This is a genomic window from Bradyrhizobium sp. PRIMUS42, assembly GCF_023006515.1.
Taxonomy (GTDB): Bacteria; Pseudomonadota; Alphaproteobacteria; order Rhizobiales; family Xanthobacteraceae; genus Bradyrhizobium.
In genome coordinates this window covers 1-768 of the sequence record NZ_JALBGZ010001365.1, presented here as the reverse complement: position 1 = coordinate 768, position 768 = coordinate 1, and the positions used below count along the sequence as shown (strand labels likewise).

1 protein-coding gene and 2 pseudogenes are annotated in these 768 nt (G+C 63.2%); 2 read left to right on the top strand and 1 reads right to left on the bottom strand.

The features are described from left to right. Together MOV75_RS40390 and MOV75_RS40385 are read left to right on the top strand one after the other, a co-directional pair. On the top strand, nt 1-217 hold a 217-nt coding region (locus MOV75_RS40390), incomplete at its 5' end, for a phosphopantetheine-binding protein (protein ID WP_246932905.1). Next, nucleotides 205-585: pseudogene (locus MOV75_RS40385) on the top strand (condensation domain-containing protein); the annotation flags it as partial. The gene MOV75_RS40390 and the pseudogene MOV75_RS40385, both read left to right, overlap by 13 nt. Before the next feature lie 63 nt (nt 586-648). Here MOV75_RS40385 and MOV75_RS40380 read toward each other — a convergent pair. Further along, nucleotides 649-768 (bottom strand): annotated as a pseudogene (locus MOV75_RS40380) (crossover junction endodeoxyribonuclease RuvC); the annotation flags it as partial.

Genomic DNA, 768 nt, shown 5'->3' with positions numbered 1-768 from the left:
GGACAACTTCTTCGAGCTCGGCGGGCACTCGCTGCTGGCGATGCGGATGTCGGCGCGGCTGAACGAGGCGTTCGGCGTCGAGCTGCCGCTGCGAACCCTGTTCGAGACACCCAGCATAACGGAGCTCGCCGAGCAGATCCAGCTGTCGGATTGGATCAACACCAACAGAGCGGGGGCACTTCATACACCCGACCCGGAAGAGGAGTGGGTGTTTTGAGCAGCATTGAGCTACTCACTGAGCTTCGCCGCCGGGGTATCAAGATCCTTTGCGACGGCGATGTCCTCAGGATCAGAGGCCAGAACGATCAACTGACGCCGAGTCTCAGGCAGCGGCTTCTTGAGCAGAAGAGCGATATCATTGCTCTCTTCACCCGTCTCAACGAGACCGGCGTCGAAGACCCGATTCCCGTGGTGCCGCGATCGTCGAATCTCCCGTTGTCGTTTGCGCAGGAGCGGATGTGGCTTCTGGAGCAGATCGAGGGCGCGGGGAACACGCGCAACATGCCGGTGGTGCTGCGGCTGCAGGGCGTGCTGGACGTGGCGGCGCTGGAGCGGGCGGTGGCGGGACTGGTTGGTCGTCACGAGGTTTTGCGGACGCGGATTGCGACGGCGGACGGCGATGCGGTGCAACTGATCGGGGACGGCGCCGGGATCGGGCTTGGGCAGCAAGATCTTCAGCATCATCGCGATCTGTTGCTTGTCGGCGTGACCGGCGCCGACCACGGTCTTCTTGACCTGGTTCGGCGCATATTCGGCGACAGAGATGCC